The sequence below is a fragment of the Nonomuraea sp. NPDC004186 genome (genome assembly GCF_053603495.1).
The window spans coordinates 1-15804 of the sequence record NZ_JBSGFQ010000135.1 but is presented as its reverse complement, the minus strand read 5'-3'; the positions used below and the strand labels follow the sequence as shown (position 1 = coordinate 15804).

The window sequence follows — 15804 nt, the reverse complement described above, 5'->3', positions numbered from 1 at the left end:
ACCCACTTGTGAAGCGAGAGTTTCGGTCATCCGTACAAATTATGGAGGCTGTATGAAGTTCGTCGTGGCCGCCGTCGCGCTCGTACTCGGGCTCCTGGCCAGGCCCGCCCAGGCCGCGGACACCATCGAGGCGCACTACAAGGTCGCGGGCCCGTGGACGGTCGCGACCGCCGACGCGACCGGATACAAGCTCTACTATCCGGCCGACCTCGGCGCGGGCGGCTTCAAGCACCCGATCATCACCTGGGGCAACGGGACCAACGCGGTGCCCACGCAGTATCCGGGGCTGCTCAACCAGCTGGCCTCCTGGGGGTTCGCCGTGGTCGCCTCCACCGACACCACGACGGGCACCGGGTCCGAGATGATCGCCGCGGCCCGGTACTTGATCGACCGGAACACCGACAGCTCCAGCGTCTTCTACGGCAAGCTCGACGTGACCAAGGTCGGCGCGGTCGGCCACTCCCAGGGTGCGGGCGGTTCGGTGAACACCGCCACCAAGTCCGGCGGGCTCATCGACACCGTCGTCCCCATCGCGCTGCCCGCCCCGATCTGGGTGAGCGCGGGCGACGCGTTCCACGTGGACCAGCTGACCTGCCCCGTGCTGTTCGTCAGCGGGTCCAGCGACACGATCATCTCCCCCAACTCGGCGCTGCAGACGTACTACGGCCAGGTCCCGGGCGCGGCGGCCAAGGCGCTGCTCAAGGGCGCCGGCCACAACACGATCCAGGGCACGGGCGGCGGCTTCCTCGGCTACGTGACGGCGTGGCTGATGTACCAGCTCCAGGGCGACACGTACGCGCGCGGCGCCTTCGCGGGCACCTCGCCCGAGATCAACACCAACGCCAACTGGCAGAACCAGGTCGAGAAGAACCTGCCTTGAGGAAAACGGATGGCCGCACGGCGCTCGGCGCGCGACCATGCCTCCCATGGACGTCATCGCCGAAGCGGTCGAGTTGATCAGGAACGCCACCTGTCCGGGCGACTACGACCAGGCGTGGGAACTCGTGGGCAAGGCCACGCAGGATCGGGAGACCGCGGCGGGGCGGGGTTTCGCTCTGGTGCGGTCACCCGATCCCGCCGAGCGCAGGATCGGCTGCGACCTGCTGGGCAGCGTGGCGCAGGTCGAGGCGTCCCTGCGGGAGCCGGTGCTGCTCGCGGCCCTGGAGCTGGTCGCGACCGAGACCGAAGACGCCGTGAACGCCTCGATCGCGCGGACGCTGGGCTGCACGGGCGACGTACGGGCCGTGCCCGAGCTGCTGCGCCTGGCCGAGCACCCCGACGAGGACGTGCGCTTCTACGTCGCGTGGTCGCTGCCGCTGGGCCGCGCGGACGACGCGGTGATCGAGGCGCTGATCCGGCTGACCACCGACCCCGAGGACGAGGTGCGGGACTGGGCGACGTTCGCCCTGGGGACCCAGTGCCAGGCGGACAGCCGGGCGATCCGGGAGGCGCTGTGGGCCCGGGTCGGCGATCAGGACACCGAGGCGCGTGAGGAGGCGATCGCCGGGCTGGCCCGCCGTCGTGATCGCCGCGTCGTGCCGCATGCCGCCCGCCTGCTGGACAACGGCGGGTTCAGCCCCAACACGCTGACGGCGATCGCCTGCCTCGGGGATCCGGCGCTGGTGCCGTACCTGGAGGACTTCGAGGAGGACCGGGGCATCACCGATGCGCTGGGCGAGTGCGATCCGGCACGGCGCGCGGCGCGCGACGCCTTCGCCGCCGGTCTGGCCGAGGCCCTGCACGCGCGCCTGCCCGAGCTCGACTTCGGCGTGTACGGCGAGCTCTGCGAGGCCGGGCTCACCCTGGCGGCGTCCGGCTCCATCTGGTCGGTCGAGCGGCTCCGCGACCGGGTGAGCGGAGACCCGGTGCGCGCCGCCGACCTCGTCGCCGCCGAGCTCCCACCAAGCGAGTCCCCGGGCGACGCCGCCTGAGCCCGCGAGTCGCCTGACGGTCCGCCCGCAGCACGAAGGCGGCCCCGGGTTGGCGATCAGCGCGGCCGTAGCGCGAAGGCGGCGCGTGGGTTGGCGATGAGCGCGGCCTTGGCCGCCTCGCCGAGCCCTTCCGCCTCCAGCCGCGGCACGAACCGCTCCAGCAGGTACGTCAGCCCCGGCCCGCCGCCCAGCCCCGGCCAGTACGACCGCCGCGCCAGATCCATCCCGAACAGCAGCCGATGCCCCAGCCCGCGCCCGGCCAGCTCGGCGACGAGCGCGACGATCTCGCTGTCGGGCCCGTACTTGATCCGCCCGGGGCGGTCGAAGGCCAGGTACGCCCCCCTCTCCGCCAATGACGTGAGATATCCGGCGTCGGGATTGTGGTCGATGTGCCCGAGCACCACCCGATCGGCCTCCACGCCGTGCGAGGACAGCGCGTCCAGCAGCTCGTGCCCCATCGTGCCCTTGTCGCAGTGGCTGACGACCGGCACGCCGGTGCGCACGGCGGCCGCGGCCACCGCGCCGATCAGCCGCTCCACCCCGCGCCCGAACGCGTGGTACGAGGTCGCGATCTTGATGGCCCCCGCCCGCGCCGGCGACCGCCGCACCAGCGGCCCGACCAGCCCGTACTCGTCCATGCCGAGCTCGATCTCGGCCACCAGCAGCTCGGCGATCTCGTCGGGCGAGTAGTGGTGCAGCCAGTGGGCGTCGCTGTAGTAGGTGCTCTTGTGGAAGCCGGTCACCGCGATCACGTGCAGCCCGGTCCGCTCGGCCAGCGCCTTCATCAGCGACGGGCTGCGGCCGAACCCGAGCGGCGTCATCTCGACCACCGCGGACAGCCCCAGCCGCCGGGCCGCCGTCACCTCGGCGACGGCGGCGTCCAGGGAGTCGAGCCGGTAGTCGGGCTCGTTGCGGACGGGCCAGTCACCGGTCATGAAAAAGTGCTCATGCGCATAGGTGAGGCCGATCTCCTCGACGTCCCCCAGCACCGTACGAACCGTCACAGGAGCGCTCCTTCCTCGCGAAGCCGGGCGCGCAGCAGGTCCACGTCCACCGACGCGGGCTCCACCCCGGCCTGTACGGCCAGCGCCGCCGCCGTCCCGGCCGCCTGCCCCATCGCCATGCACTGCCCCATCGACCGGGCCGAGGCGTGCGCGTCGTGCGTGGCCGACAGGCACCGCCCCGCGACGATCAGCCCGTCGACCTCGACCGGGAGCAGGCACCGGTACGGGATCCCGTAGGTGCCGTAGTCGTGCACGTACTCCCACCGGGTGGCCGCCCCGGCGGCGTGGTCCTCGATGGGGGCGCCGCACCGGGCGATCGTGTCGGGAAAATCCCTCCCGGCCAACACATCATCAGAAGTCAGGACATATCGTCCGACGAGCCGCCGCGACTCCCGCACCCCGATCCGCACGGACGTGCTCAGCAGCACCGCCGACTCGTACCCGGGCACCTTGGCCCGCAGGAAGCGGACGTACTCCCGCACCTGCGCACGTCCCTCGCGTTCGGCACGCGACAGCTCGAACGGGTCGGTCGGGTCGAGCCCGATCACTCTGGTCAGGTTGGTGTGCACGATCCCGTCGTTGACGGTCCTGTGCACGGAGCCCTCGCGCCTGGGCAGGTCGGCGTCGGCCATCAGCGCGTGCAGCTCGGCCGTGCCGGTGGCCGACAGGTCCACCCCGCCCATCCGGAACGTGGCCGTCATCGGCTGCGAGCGCATGCTCGGCCGCTCCAGCGTGGCCCCGGCCCGCCAGGCCACCTCGCCGTCGCCCGTCGCGTCCACGACCACCCGGGCCTTGACCAGGAACCGGCCGGCCACGGTCTCCACCTCGACCCCGGTCCCCGGCACGTACGCGCACACCCGCGCGTGCAGCAGCACGCCGGCGCCGGAGGTGAGCTCGTCCCAGACGAGCTTGAGCTCCTCCGGCTCGTACGTGACGCCGGTGCCGGCCCCGTACGTGTTGGGCCGCTCGAAGGCGGCTCCGGCGGAGAAGAGCCGTTCGCACACCTCCCAGCCGATCCCGCCGACGACCCGCCGCGAGACCGGGCCGGGGGCGTAGAAGCCGTAAAAGGTGTCGAGCACGGCGACGCCGGTGCCGCCGAGGAAGCCGGCCGGCTCCACCAGCAGGCACGACGCGCCGGAGCGGACCGCCGCCACGGCCGCCGCGCACCCGGCGCTGCCGCCGCCGGCGACGACCACGTCGCCTTCCCACAGGACGTTCACCGCAGATGCCACCCTCCGTCGACGGGAATGACCGCGCCCGTGGTCCGCCCCGACGCGGGCGAGAGCAGCCACAGCACGGCCTGCGCGATCTCCTCCGGCCCGCAGGGGCTCGCGCCGAGGGGCATCAGCGCGGGCATCCTGGCCTGGACGGCGGCGGACGTGCGGGCGCGGACGCTCATCGGCGTGGCCACCAGGCCGGCCGAGACCAGGTTGACCCGCACCCCGCGCGGCGCGGCCTCGCGGGCGGCGGTCCTGATCAGCGGGATCAGCGCGCCCTTGGCCGAGGCGTAGGCCACGGTGCGGAAGTCGTCGTCGATCGACGTGCCGAGCGCCGAGCCGATCACCACGATCGACCCGCCCTCGGGCAGCGCGGGGATCGCCGCGCGCAGCAGCCGGAACACCGACTCGTGGTTGACCCGGTGCACCTCGTGCCAGGCCTCGTCGGTGCACTCGGTCACGCCGCCGTCGCCGAGCCTGCGGCCGGACATGCCGACCGCGTGCACGACTCCGGCCAGCCGCCCGTGCCGGGCCGTGGCCTGGGCCAGCGCCTTCTCGACCCCGCCGGGCTCGGTGATGTCGATGCCGTCGGCGAGGTCCACGCCGTACGCGCTCGTGCCGGACGCCTCGACCGCCTCCACGCAGGCGCGGCCGATGCCGCCGTCCGAGCCCGCCACCAGGACGGCGCTCATGGCTTCCTGAGCACGGCGGCGGCGCGGCGGGCGTGTTCGAGGTAGGCGGCCTCGAACAGCTCGTCGGAGCGGGGTCCGCCGACGAGCTTGGCGCTGGAGATGACCGGCGGCGTCCAGCCGCCCGCCACCAGCAGCTCGGCCGTGCGCACCTTGATCTCGTTGACCACGGAGACGGCCGCCAGCGTGCTGCCGGGGCCGACCGGCTCGGCCAGCCCTTCGACGTGGCACAGCGCGTCGCCGACCGGGGTGCGCAGGTCGACCACGACGTCGGCGTGGTCGGCCAGCCGGGTGCCGCTGGGGTGTCCGGGCTCGACGGCCATGGTCTCGTTCATCGAGGTCACGGCCACGACGGACAGGCCCGCCTTGCGCAGGCCCATCGCCATCTCGATGGGCACGGCGTTCAGCCCGCTGACGCTGAAGACGATGGCCGCGTCGCTCGGCCGCAGCTCGAAGTTGCCCAGGATGGCCTCGGCCAGCCCTTCGACGCGCTCGATGAACATGGCCTGGCGCATCCCGTTCGAGCCGGCCACCTGGGTGTAGAAGGTCGTGGACAGGTCGACGATGGGGTGGAAGCCGGGGTAGGAGCCGTAGCGGGGGAACATCTCCTCCACGCCCATCCGCGAATGTCCGGTTCCGAACGTGTGCACCACTCCTCCGCCGAGGATCGCCTCAGAGGCGATGCGAGCGGCTTCGGCGAGGGCGTCCTCCTGTGTCCGTTCGATCTCGCCGAGCAGCTCCATGGCGCGGCTTATCCACTTCATCCAGATCTCCTCCCATAGAGTGCGGCGCCGATGGCCCCCGCCATCGGGCCGAGTACGGCGGGCAGCACCGTGACGTCTCCGATCAGCGGTCGTCTGCGCGCGAGTTCGTTGTGCAGGGTGGATCGCATGAGGTCGAGCGCGCCGGAGATACCGCCGCCGACGACCACCGAGCCGACGCCGAAGAACGCGGCCGCGTCGCCCAGGGCCACGCCGAGCGCCCATCCGGCCTGCTCGAACACCTGGGCCGCGCGCTCGTCCCCGGCCCTGGCGGCCTCTGCGACCTCCGCCGCGGTGGCCGTCGCCGTCCCCGGGCGGAAGGCCCGCACGATGCCCGGCCCGCCGGCGAACGTCTCCACGCAGCCCCGGTTGCCGCAGCAGCAGACCGGCCCCCAGGGGGAGACGGTCAGGTGGCCGATCTCGCCGAGGTTGTCGCGCGGCCCGACGAGGACGGTCCCGCGCAGCGCCACGGCCCCGCCCACGCCGGTGCCGAGCACGGCGAACAGCACGTCGGCCAGCCCGCGGGCGGCGCCCAGCGCCAGCTCGGCGCGGGCGAACGCGCGGGCGTCGTTGACGACGGAGACGGGGACCCCGGTCAGCTCGCGCAGCCGGGCCCCCACGGGGTAGCCGTCCCAGTCACCCGGCGGATTCGGGACGAACAGGGCGGTTCCGGTGTCGCGGTCCACGTGGCCGGGGAGCCCGATCCCGATGGACCCGGCGTGCGGGGCCAGCGAGGCCGCGAGCTTCACCGCCTCGTCGGGGCCGGGCGGCGTGGGGACGGTGCCCGAGCCGGAGACCGCGTCGCCTTCCAGCGTCACCCATTTGATGGACGTGCCGCCGACGTCGACCCCGAGCGCGGTCACGGCCCGACCTCCAGCGCCCGGGAGGCGAAGCGGGCCCCGCCGCGCGGCCGCCGGAAGGGTTCGACGCCGAGCAGCCGCAGGTAGGCCAGCAGCGGCTGGGAGTGGCTGTGCAGGTTGGCGACCGGGTACGCCTGCATGGCGACGCCGACCTCGGCCAGGTCCCAGGTGCGCCCGGGGCGGCCGGTCTCGGGGGCCAGGTAGGCGTCGGGGCCCGACAGCGTGCCCTCCCAGACGTCCGGGTAGGCGACCGTGTGCGCGGCCAGCGTCATCCGCCGCCACCAGTCCCAGGCCAGGTCGGGGAGGTGTTCGGCGGCGGCCCAGACGAGCGTCATGTTGATCGCGTACCAGATCGTGCCGACCCCGCCGGGGCCGTACGCGTCGGCGGCGGGCCAGCGCAGCCGGGCGCCCAAAGGGGAATCGGCGGCGGAAGTGCGCTCGATCGTGCGCAGCAGCTCCACGGCCCGCTCAGGTGGGGCGGCGCCGCACAAAATGGCCCAGGGCTGCACCTCAAGCCACAGATCGTCGTCGCCGACGACCGCTCCCGGGCCGTACGCGCGGCGGTACCAGCGCCCGTTCCACTCCCCCGCGACCAGGTCGCGCAGCTCCTCGCCGAGCTTGCGGGCCTCGGCGGCGGTCGCGTGGTCGCCGAGCCGCTCGGCCAGCGTCGCGTAGCGCGGCAGGACCCAGGCGGCCATGGCGGAGTTGAGGACGGACTCACCCTGGGCGATCATCACCTCGCGCGGCACGCCGCTCTCGGTGATGGCCATGTCGTTCCAGTCGGCGTTGAGGATGCGGACGTGCCCGTGCTCACCCCGTCCGACCACCTCGGCGAAGAACCTGAACTGCCTGCGCAGGTTCTCCAGCAGCGGCACCCCGGGGGTCCCGTGGACCGGGTGGTACGGCACGTCCGCGCGGAAGGCGGCCTCGTCGCCCGTCGCGCTGAGGTACTCGGCGGCCAGCCACAGGGCCCACAGGTTCTGGTCCGACGGGCGGAACAGGTCGGTCCAGGGCCGCTTGTCCGGTCCGAGCGCATACGGCAGGTCGCCGTCGGGTCCACCCCACGCGCACGTGTTGCGCAGCACGGACAGCGCCAGGTCGGGCTCGATGTAGACGAGCGGGAGCGCGTGCTGGAGCGGGTCGCGGGCGGCACCGTTGAAGCCGTGCCGGAAGGAGTAGCAGGATCCCTGGTCGAGGGTGTGGCCGCCGAGCACGCCGTCGGCGCAGGCCGCGCCGGTGAGCAGGGCGGCGTGCCAGGGGATCTCCCGCTCGGCCTCGGGCGCCCGCGCGGCGGACGCGCGCGGCAGCCGGCCGCGCAGGGCCTCCAGGCTCTCCTCGAACGTCGCGGTCCCGGACGAGGGGCCGAGCAGGCCGTAGCGGAGGTCCAGCAGCCGCTCCTCGCCCGCCGCCAGCTCCAGCGGGAGCACGAGCCGCCCGGACCGCGTCCTCGCTCCGCCGATCAGCTCCAGCTCGAGCCCGGGGTCGTCGGCGTCGACGGCGCCGGTGATGAGCTCGACCCGGGCCGGCCTGGCCGCCCACTCCTCGGTCGCCTCCAGCCGTACCGGCGCGTCGAGCAGGTTGCGCACCCGCAGCCGGATCAGCACCCACGGCTGCTCGCCCTCCGGGCAGAGGACCGTGCGTTCCAGCGCCACCCGCTCGTCGGCCACCCGGACGACGGCGAAGGTCGGCCCGAAGATCCGCTCAGATCCCGAAATATCGGTGGAAAGCTCGCCAATGCGGGTCACGCCGGTCCCCCGGGTGAGCCACAGCAGGCCGGTGTGCTCGTCGAACAGGTCGCTCAGCCCGTAGTTGTCCGACACCAGCGTGATCCGCCGGTTGCCCACGTGCGCGAAGTGCCGCCGCGTGGGCGGGTCCAGCACGGGGTCCCACTCGGCGCGCGGGTCCCGCTCCTGGTCCAGCGTGTACGCGAACGCGGGCAGCCCGTACGCCGTCGTCCACTCCCCGTACGAGCTCATTTGCGCACCCCTCCCAGGGTCAGCCCGGCGACGTAGTAGCGCTGCAGCAGGAACATCAGCGCCAGGGGCGGCACCGCCGTGATCAGCGCGGCGGTGCTGACCAGGCCGATGCTGAAGTCGTACTCGGTCTGGAGCTGCGACAGCCCCACCGGCAGCGGCCACAGCCCCGGGTTGTTGGCCACGATGAGCGGCCAGAGCAGGTTGTCCCACTGCGCGAGGAACTGCAGCAGGAAGAGCGTCAGCAGCGCGGGCCGCAGCAGGGGCACGCCGATGCGGGCGAAGATGCGCAGCTCGCTCGCCCCGTCCACCCGCGCGGACAGCAGCAGCTCGCGCGGCAGCGCCAGGGCGAACTGGCGGACCAGGAACACCCCGAAGGCGCTCATCATGAACGGCACGATCATGCCCTGGAAGGTGTCGATCCAGCCCAGCGCCTTGACGATGAGGTACATCGGCACGAGCACCACGATCGGCGACAGCGACAGCGTCCCCACGATCACTGCGAACAGCGCGCGGCTGCCGGGGAATCGGAGCTGCGCGAGCGCGTACCCGGCGGCGGCGGACAGGATCACCTCGAGCACCGCGATGCCGAGCGAGAGGATCAGGCTGTTGCGCAGGTAGAGCGGGAAGCCGCCCTGGCCGAACAGCTGCGCCACGTGCGCGCCCAGCTGGGAGACGTCGAACGACAGCCCGCCGAGATCGCTCGCGTCCGAAGCCGAGGAGACCGCGAACATCGCGTACACCGGCAGCAGCATGACGGCCACGACCAGCGTCAGGACGGTCCCGCGTAAGACCTTCACCCGTCATCGCCTCCCCGCAGCACGCGGAACTGCGCGATCGACAGCGCCAGCATGGCCGCGAGCAGCACCATCGCGATGGCCGACGCGTAGCCCATGCGCTCGAACGTGAAGCCGGTCGCCCACATGTACAGCGGCAGCACCTCGGTCGCGCCCGCCGGGCCGCCCTTGGTCAGCAGGAAGGCCGGCACGAACGACTGCATCGCCCCGACCACCGCGATGACCAGCACGAACAGCAGCGTGCGGCGCAGCAGCGGCAGCGTGATGCGGAAGAAGATCCGCACCGGCCCGGCTCCGTCGAGCCCGGCGGCCTCGAAGACGCTCAGCGGCAGCCCCTGGAGGCCCGCCGTCAGGATGATCACGAACAGGCCGAGGTGCTTCCACGTCGTCATGATCACCAGGGCCCAGAGCGCCAGGCCCTCGTCGGTCAGCCACGGCTTCGGCTCCGCGCCGGCCAGCCCGATCAGCGCGTTGGCCAGGCCGTCCTCGGCGAAGATCACCGACCAGGTCAGCGAGGTGGCCACCAGCGGCATCGCGGCCGGGATCATGATCAGCCCGCGCAGGAAGGCGTTGTAGCGGCCCGGCTTGCTCAGCGGCACGGCGATCGCCAGGGCGAGCACGATCGACGGAACCACGGAGCCGGCGGTGTAGACGGCGGTGACCCTGGCCGAGTTCCAGAAGCCGGGGTCCTCCAGCATCCTGCGGTAGTTGTCCAGGCCCGTCCACTCTGGGGCGCCGGCGAGGTCGTAGCTGGTGAAGCTGAGGTAGACCGCCGACACGAACGGCACGACCCAGAAGACCAGGAAGTACAGGGCGGCGGGGAGGGAGAGCAGGGCGCCGGTGCGCGCCTCCGCCCAGCGCTGCCCCTGGCCCGAGACCCGCGCGACGCGAGGTGCGAGCCCCAGAGACAGCGTCATAGGGCGATCCGCATCGCCTGGTCGAAGTCGGCCGCGGCCTGCTCGGGCGTCTTCTTGCCGAACGCCACCGCGTCGCCGGCGTCGGTGAGCGCCTTGGCCATCTCGTTCCAGACGGGCGTCTGCGGGCCGAAGTCGGCGTGCGGGGCGGAGGCGGCCATGATGTCGATGGCCTTCTGGTCGGCCCCGGGCAGCTTCTCCCAGCCCTTGACCGGGGTGAGCAGGCTGGCGTCCTTGAGCTGCCTGGCGGCGACGTCCTCGCGCTGGAGGTAGTCGATGAAGTGCCAGGCGGTGTACTGGAGCTTGGACTTCTGGGCGACCGCCCAGCCCCACGTGTAGGCGGGGGCGACCGGCCGGCCCGACTCCCAGCGCGGCATCGGCGCGATGTCGAAGCCCTTGCCGAAGGTCAGCTTGGGGTTCAGCGTCGGGAACAGGTCCATCGCGAACAGCCCGGACACCAGCATGGCCGCCTCACCGGTGGCGAACAGCCCGAAGCCGGACAGCGGGTTCGACAGCTTGGGGTTGCCCAGGCTGCCGTAGTAGCGCAGGGCCTCGACCCCGGCGTCCGAGGCGAGCGTGGCCTTGGTGGCGTCGGGGCTGAGTATCGTGCCGCCCTTGCCCTTGACCAGGGCGAGCAGCTGCATCAGCGTCCACTGCGGGCTGCCCAGGATCCACTGCAGGCCCACCTTCTTGCCGTCGGCCGAGGTCAGCCGCTTGCTGTACTCGGCGACCTCCTCCCAGGTGGTGGGCGGCTTGTCCGGGTCGAGCCCGGCTTCGGCGAACCTGTCCTTGCGGTAGTAGAGGTAGCAGATCGTGTAGTCGATGGGGACGCCGTACAGCTTGCCCTCGTACGACAGCGAGCCGATCGCGTGCTCGTCGTACGCCTGGACCAGCGCCTTCTCGTCGGCCACGCCCATGGCCTTGGGGATGATCGGGGCGAGGCGACCCTTGCGGGCGTGGCCCGGAATCGTCCAGCCGCCGATCTTGACCAGGTCGGGCGGGACGTCCCCGGCGAACGCGGTCAGCAGCTTGGCGTCGAGCTTGTCGACCGGCACGTACAAGGGGGTGATGTCGACGCCGCCGAACTCCTGCATGTAGCTGCGCAGCAGCGGGTTGAAGACCTTGTCGTACGCCTTGGTCTGGTGCAGCCAGACGGAGAGTTTCCCGCGCGGCACCCCGTCGGCGGGGACCGTGGCGGCCGGTTCCGAGCCGCAGGCGGCGAGCAGGCCGGACGCCGTCGCGAGGGTGGCGGTTCTGAGCAGGGCACGGCGGGTCAACCTGGTCATGCTCGACCTCCCGGTATGGGGGTTTTTACTGGCCCATGAGTGCGTTGTTGGGGTCGTTGAGCTCCACGGAGAACACGGTGAGATCGCCGCGGGCGTGGCGGATGGTGTATTCGAGGGCGATCCCGCTCTCGGTGCACGTGCTGCGGGCGGTGGCCAGCAGGGCCGCGGCCATGGGCACGCGCAGCAGCTCGGCGAGCCGGTAGTCGGCGTTGACCGCGCCGATCGTCTCCCGGCCGCTCGCGGGGGTGAGGCCGTACTTGGTGCGCAGCAGGTCGTAGAGGGAGCCGGTGAGGTCCTCGTCGAGGATGCCGGGGACCAGCTCGACGGGCAGGTGGGCGCTTTCGAGCATGCAGGGCACGCCGTCGAGCAGGCGCAGCCGCTCGACGAAGACGATCTCCTGGTCCTCCCGCACGCCGAGCGCGGCGGCGGCGTCGGACCCGGCCTGCTGGAGGTGGGCCTTGAGCAGCCGCGTCGCGGGCTTGCGGCCCAGCCGCGCCATCGTCTCGGTGAACCCGACCGGCCGCGATCCCAGCTCGGGGGCCACGGCCTGCGGGGCGGTGTAGGTGCCGCTCCCCTGCCTGGCCACCAGCAGCCCTTCCTGGACCAGGTCGCCGATCGCCCGCCGGGCCGTCGCCCTGCTCACGCCCGCGTAGACCATCAGGTCCTTCTCCGCGGGGATCATCGTGTCGGGCTCGCAGTCGCGGATCACCGCCCGCAGGCGCTCGCGCAGCTGGTAGTAGAGCGGCACCGCGGCTGACGGGTCGAGCGCCAGCCTGCGTTCCCAGTCGGTCATGACGTCTCCGCCTCAGTTGTACGGACGACCGTATCTTTTCTGCTCACCGGGCGAGTGTCAACCATGTGATCCCGCAGGACGCGAGCGCACGTGAAATGCGCCGGACGCACACCTCGGGCCCACTACGCTCCTTTAGAAGGGCGTTTCGTGGGGGCGGAGGGATGAGTGACGGTCAACGGGGCGGTAAACCATCAGGTGACAGAGGCGGCACCCACGGCGGGTGAGGCCGTCGGGCGGGTGCTCGGCACCCAGGCGGCCTCGCCGCTGTCGTTCTGGGTCGGCCTGGAGCCGGGCAAGGTCGTCCAGCTCGACGACGTGGTGGTGACCAGGCGCGAGGTGCCCGGCCACGGTACCGTGCTCGTGGCGGGCGTGGTGACGACCGTGGAGGCCAGGCACGAGGGCGCCGCGTACGACTCCGACGTCTTCCTGATCGCCGACGGCGCGCTGCCGGCCGCCGTGGTCGAGGTGGCGGAGGTGCGGGTGACGCGGGTCGAGCCGGAGGTGTTCGTGCCGCCGCTGCCCGGCTCCAAGGTCTTCCTGGCCGGCTCGGGCGACCGCGACCAGGCCCTCTACTTCGACGTGATGGACCGCCGGATCCCCCTGGGCATGGGCCGTGACGGCCAGCCGCTTTACGTCAACTTCGACTTCCTCGACGGCACCCGCGGCGCCCACGTGTCGATCTCCGGCGTCTCCGGCGTGGCCACCAAGACCTCCTTCGCGACCTTCCTGCTCTACTCGATCTTCAATTCGGGCGTGCTGGAGGGAGAGGCCGCCAACACCAAGGCGCTGATCTTCTCCGTCAAGGGTGAGGACCTGCTCTTCCTCGACCACGACAACGTGCGGCTCGACGAGCGCGCCAGAGGCGTCTACGCCCGGCTGGGGCTGCCCGCCAGGGCGTTCGGCAGCGTCCACGTCTTCGCCCCGCCCCGGCCGAACGACCCCAACGGCGTGCCGCACGTCTCCGCGCGTACGCAGGGGGTGAGCTCCTTCTACTGGACGCTGGTCGAGTTCTGTCAGGAGGAGCTGCTGCGTTTCGTGTTCGCCGACTCCGACGACGAGCGGGCCGGCTACTCCCTGCTGGTCGGCCAGGTCGCCGCCCGGCTGAAGGCGTGGGCCGAGCCGGTCGGCGACGGCGGCGCGGTCATGGTGCGGGGCACGTCCTGCCGTACGTTCACCGACCTCGTCGAGCTGCTGTCCGACGAGCTCCAGGACGAGGGCACGCGCGGCGAGTGGACCGGCGCGCAGACGCCGCTCGGCACCGTCAACGCGTTCCTGCGCAGGCTCCGCAGCGCCGTGCGGCCGCTGTCCCCGATCGTCCGGGGCGACCTGCCGTTCTACCGCAACCACTCGGTCCGCACCTCCGACGCGCAGGTGTCGATCGTGGACCTGCACAACCTGCCGGAGCGGGCGCAGCGGTTCGTGGTGGGCGTGGTGCTGCGCGGCGAGTTCCACCGCAAGGAGTCCTCGGGCACGGCCCGGCCGCTGCTGTTCGTGGTGCTCGACGAGCTCAACAAGTACGCCCCGCGCGAGGGCGACTCCCCGATCAAGGAGATCCTCCTGGACGTGGCCGAGCGGGGCCGCTCGCTGGGCGTCATCCTCATCGGCGCCCAGCAGACCGCCTCGGAGGTGGAGCGGCGCATCGTCTCCAACAGCGCCGTACGCGTCGCCGGCCGCCTCGACCCGGCCGAGGCCGCCCGGTCCGAGTACGGCTGGCTGCCCCCGGCCGTCAGGGAGCGCGCCACGATCGCCAAGCCCGGCACCATGTTCGTCGCCCAGCCGGAGATCCCGGTCCCGCTGGCCGTCGCGTTCCCCTTCCCGGCCTGGGCGACCCGGCCGGCCGAGGCCGCGACCGAGCCGGCGAAGGTCTCGGCCGATCCGTTCCAGGGCCTGCCCGGCGTCGAAGACGACATCCCGCCCTTCTGACCACAGGTGGTTTCGTGAAGATCCTGCACACCGCGGACTGGCACGTGGGCAAGGTGCTCAAGGGCCGCCCCCGCTTCGACGAGCACCGGGAGGTGCTGCGCGAGCTGGTCGCCGCCGCCCGCACCCACGACGTCGACGCCGTCATCGTGGCCGGCGACCTGTTCGACACCTCGGCGCCCACGCCCGAGGCCCAGTCGCTGGTGCTCAACGCGCTCATGGCGCTGCGCGGCGACGGCAGGGACGTGGTCGTGCTGGCCGGCAACCACGACAACCCGCAGCTGCTGGAGGTCTACCGGCCGGTGCTCGGCAAGCTGGGCCTGCACGTCATCGGCTCGTTCCGGCGCCCGGACGCGGGCGGCACGCTCGCCTTCACGGCGCGCTCGGGCGAGCCGGTGCGGCTGGCGGTGCTGCCGTTCCTGTCGCACCGCTATGTCGTACGCGCCGCCGAGGTCCTCACCGGCACCGCCGCCGACCACAACCGCGACTACGCCGCCCGCATCGGCGAGCTGATCGGCGCGCTCACCGCCGGCTTCCACGCCGACACCGTCAACCTGGTCACCACCCACGGCACCCTGCCCGGCGGGGCGTTCGGCGGCGGCGAGCGCGAGGCGCAGTCGATCTTCTCCTACTACTTCGAGCCGACCGCGTTCCCGACCGCCACCCAGTACGCCGCCCTCGGCCACCTGCACCGCCGCCAGCAGATCCCCGGCCCGTGCCCGATCTGGTACAGCGGCTCGCCGCTGGCGGTCGACTTCGGCGAGGAGGGCAACACCCCGGGCGCGCTGCTGGTCGAGGTCACCCCGGGCAAGCCCGCCGTCGTGCGGGAGCTGGCCTTCACCTCCGCGCGGCGGCTGCGCACCGTGCGCGGCACGCTGGAGCAGCTGGAGGCCATCGAGCCGGGCGACGACTGGCTCAAGGTGATCGTGGAGGAGAAACCCCGCGTGGGCCTCGCCGACGACGTGCGCGGCCTGCTGAACGGCGCCGTGGACGTGGTCCTGGACGAGCGGTTCCGGCCGGTGCCCGCCACGCGCAGGACCGGCTCGGCCGAGCGAAGCCCGCGCGAGCTGTTCCGCGAATACCTGACCGCCACCGGCCGCCACGACGAGCAGGTGGCCACGCTGTTCGACCGGCTCTACGACGAGGTGACCGGCTGATGCGACCCCTCCTGCTGCACCTGGACCACTTCGGCAGCTTCCGCGAGCCGGTGACCGTCGACTTCTCCGACACCGAATACTTCGCGCTCGTGGGCCCGACCGGCGCCGGCAAGAGCACGATCATCGACGCGATCTGCTTCGCCCTGTACGGCACGGTGCCGCGCTGGGGCAGGGAGAACTCCATCGCCCACGCCCTGGCCCCGTCCGTCGCGGCGGGCAAGGTGGCGATGGTGTTCGACAGCAACGGGCGGCGCTTCGGCGTGGCCCGGTCGATGGTGCGCGACGCCAAGGGCGCGGTGCGCACCAAGGAGGCCAGGCTCGACGAGCTCGACCCGGCCTCGCCGCTCGAGCAGGCGTTCGACGCGGTGGTCAAGCCGCTCGCCGAGGGCGAGAACGTCACCCCGGAGCCGAGCCGACGCAGTAGTACGCCTCCTCTGTCGCCGTCACCCAGTGGCGCATGGCCTCGCTGGTGGCGTCCTTGAGGGTACGGCTGCCGGTGCCG

The 15804-nt window shown here is 72.4% G+C and carries 15 protein-coding genes; 5 read left to right on the top strand and 10 right to left on the bottom strand.

Going from position 1 to position 15804, the window contains the following annotated elements; genetic code table 11:
- The first annotated feature begins 52 nt into the window (after positions 1–52).
- Positions 53–880 (top strand): alpha/beta hydrolase family protein, encoded by an 828-nt coding sequence (locus ACWEPL_RS55875; RefSeq protein ID WP_452441407.1) that lies wholly within the window; start codon positions 53–55, stop codon positions 878–880.
- A gap of 46 nt (positions 881–926) precedes the next feature.
- Positions 927–1931 carry a HEAT repeat domain-containing protein gene (locus ACWEPL_RS55870; protein ID WP_452441406.1) on the top strand — a complete coding sequence of 335 codons (1005 nt, stop codon included), beginning with the start codon at positions 927–929 and terminating at the stop codon, positions 1929–1931.
- A gap of 56 nt (positions 1932–1987) precedes the next feature.
- Here the strand turns inward: ACWEPL_RS55870 and ACWEPL_RS55865 are convergent, their stop codons facing one another.
- The 10 genes from ACWEPL_RS55865 to ACWEPL_RS55820 are packed head-to-tail and all read right to left on the bottom strand — an operon-like array spanning position 1988 to position 12225.
- Entirely contained in the window at positions 1988–2935 is a 948-nt protein-coding gene (locus ACWEPL_RS55865) for a phosphotriesterase family protein (protein WP_452441405.1), read from the bottom strand.
- A complete protein-coding gene (locus tag ACWEPL_RS55860; protein WP_452441403.1) occupies positions 2932–4155 on the bottom strand; it encodes an FAD-dependent oxidoreductase in 1224 nt (407 codons plus the stop codon). The genes ACWEPL_RS55865 and ACWEPL_RS55860 overlap by 4 nt, the downstream gene beginning before the upstream one ends.
- Positions 4152–4844, bottom strand: a complete 693-nt coding sequence (locus tag ACWEPL_RS55855) for an SDR family NAD(P)-dependent oxidoreductase (protein WP_363969359.1) — start codon at positions 4842–4844, stop codon at positions 4152–4154. The genes ACWEPL_RS55860 and ACWEPL_RS55855 overlap by 4 nt, the downstream gene beginning before the upstream one ends.
- A complete protein-coding gene (locus ACWEPL_RS55850; RefSeq protein WP_363969361.1) occupies positions 4841–5605 on the bottom strand; it encodes an SIS domain-containing protein in 765 nt (254 codons plus the stop codon). Before ACWEPL_RS55850 ends, ACWEPL_RS55855 begins: the two co-directional genes overlap by 4 nt.
- Positions 5602–6465 carry an ROK family protein gene (locus ACWEPL_RS55845; protein WP_452441402.1) on the bottom strand — a complete coding sequence of 288 codons (864 nt, stop codon included), beginning with the start codon at positions 6463–6465 and terminating at the stop codon, positions 5602–5604. Before ACWEPL_RS55845 ends, ACWEPL_RS55850 begins: the two co-directional genes overlap by 4 nt.
- Entirely contained in the window at positions 6462–8438 is a 1977-nt protein-coding gene (locus tag ACWEPL_RS55840; protein WP_452441400.1) for a GH36-type glycosyl hydrolase domain-containing protein, read from the bottom strand. Before ACWEPL_RS55840 ends, ACWEPL_RS55845 begins: the two co-directional genes overlap by 4 nt.
- On the bottom strand, positions 8435–9235 hold the full coding sequence (locus tag ACWEPL_RS55835) for a carbohydrate ABC transporter permease (protein ID WP_350732213.1): 801 nt from the start codon (positions 9233–9235) through the stop codon (positions 8435–8437). The genes ACWEPL_RS55840 and ACWEPL_RS55835 overlap by 4 nt, the downstream gene beginning before the upstream one ends.
- Entirely contained in the window at positions 9232–10149 is a 918-nt protein-coding gene (locus ACWEPL_RS55830; protein WP_355202390.1) for a carbohydrate ABC transporter permease, read from the bottom strand. Before ACWEPL_RS55830 ends, ACWEPL_RS55835 begins: the two co-directional genes overlap by 4 nt.
- Complete coding sequence (locus ACWEPL_RS55825; RefSeq protein WP_363969369.1) at positions 10146–11432, bottom strand: ABC transporter substrate-binding protein; 1287 nt, start codon at positions 11430–11432, stop codon at positions 10146–10148. The genes ACWEPL_RS55830 and ACWEPL_RS55825 overlap by 4 nt, the downstream gene beginning before the upstream one ends.
- A 25-nt stretch (positions 11433–11457) precedes the next feature.
- Positions 11458–12225, bottom strand: a complete 768-nt coding sequence (locus ACWEPL_RS55820; protein ID WP_350732207.1) for a GntR family transcriptional regulator — start codon at positions 12223–12225, stop codon at positions 11458–11460.
- Between the two features lie 195 nt (positions 12226–12420).
- Between ACWEPL_RS55820 and ACWEPL_RS55815 the strand changes: the two genes are divergently transcribed.
- From ACWEPL_RS55815 to ACWEPL_RS55805, 3 genes are read left to right on the top strand one after another with little or no spacing between them, the layout of a single operon-like run.
- Positions 12421–14148 (top strand): ATP-binding protein, encoded by a 1728-nt coding sequence (locus ACWEPL_RS55815; RefSeq protein WP_452441399.1) that lies wholly within the window; start codon positions 12421–12423, stop codon positions 14146–14148.
- A 14-nt stretch (positions 14149–14162) separates the two neighbouring features.
- Positions 14163–15302, top strand: a complete 1140-nt coding sequence (locus ACWEPL_RS55810) for an exonuclease SbcCD subunit D (protein ID WP_350732204.1) — start codon at positions 14163–14165, stop codon at positions 15300–15302.
- Complete coding sequence (locus tag ACWEPL_RS55805; protein WP_452441398.1) at positions 15302–15784, top strand: AAA family ATPase; 483 nt, start codon at positions 15302–15304, stop codon at positions 15782–15784. The genes ACWEPL_RS55810 and ACWEPL_RS55805 overlap by 1 nt, the downstream gene beginning before the upstream one ends.
- The last annotated feature ends 20 nt before the right edge of the window (positions 15785–15804 follow it).